This is a genomic window from Paracoccus sp. PAR01 (assembly GCF_014851995.1).
Taxonomy (GTDB): domain Bacteria; phylum Pseudomonadota; class Alphaproteobacteria; order Rhodobacterales; family Rhodobacteraceae; genus Paracoccus; species Paracoccus litorisediminis.
Genome location: NZ_JACVAW010000106.1, coordinates 1 through 358, shown reverse-complemented (window position 1 = coordinate 358; position 358 = coordinate 1). Strand labels below are relative to the sequence as shown.

The window sequence follows — 358 nt, the reverse complement described above, 5'->3', positions numbered from 1 at the left end:
CGAGGCCGAGACGTTCTGGATGGATTTTCTACGCTCGCTGAAAGCCCGCGGGCTCGAGGGCGTGAAGCTGGTGATCAGCGATGCCCATTCTGGACTGAAAGGAGCGATCGCGCGGGTCTTCGAGGCCCCTTGGCAGCCGCCGCGATCCGGCAGGCATTCGACCAGCCCGACCGCACCCATGCCGGTGAAACCTGGCGCAAGGTCGCCGATCAGCTCCGCCCGCGCTGGCCTAGGCTGGCAGAGCTGATGGACGCGAGCGAGCACGATGTGCTGGCCTACATGGCCTTTCCTCGCCAGCATCGCACAAAGTTGCACAGCACAAATCCGATCGAGCGCCTGAACAAGGAAGTGAAGCGCC

At 64.0% G+C, this 358-nt stretch carries 1 pseudogene; it reads left to right on the top strand.

Annotated features, from left to right (window positions below):
• Positions 1-358: pseudogene (locus IB235_RS24885) on the top strand (transposase); the annotation flags it as partial.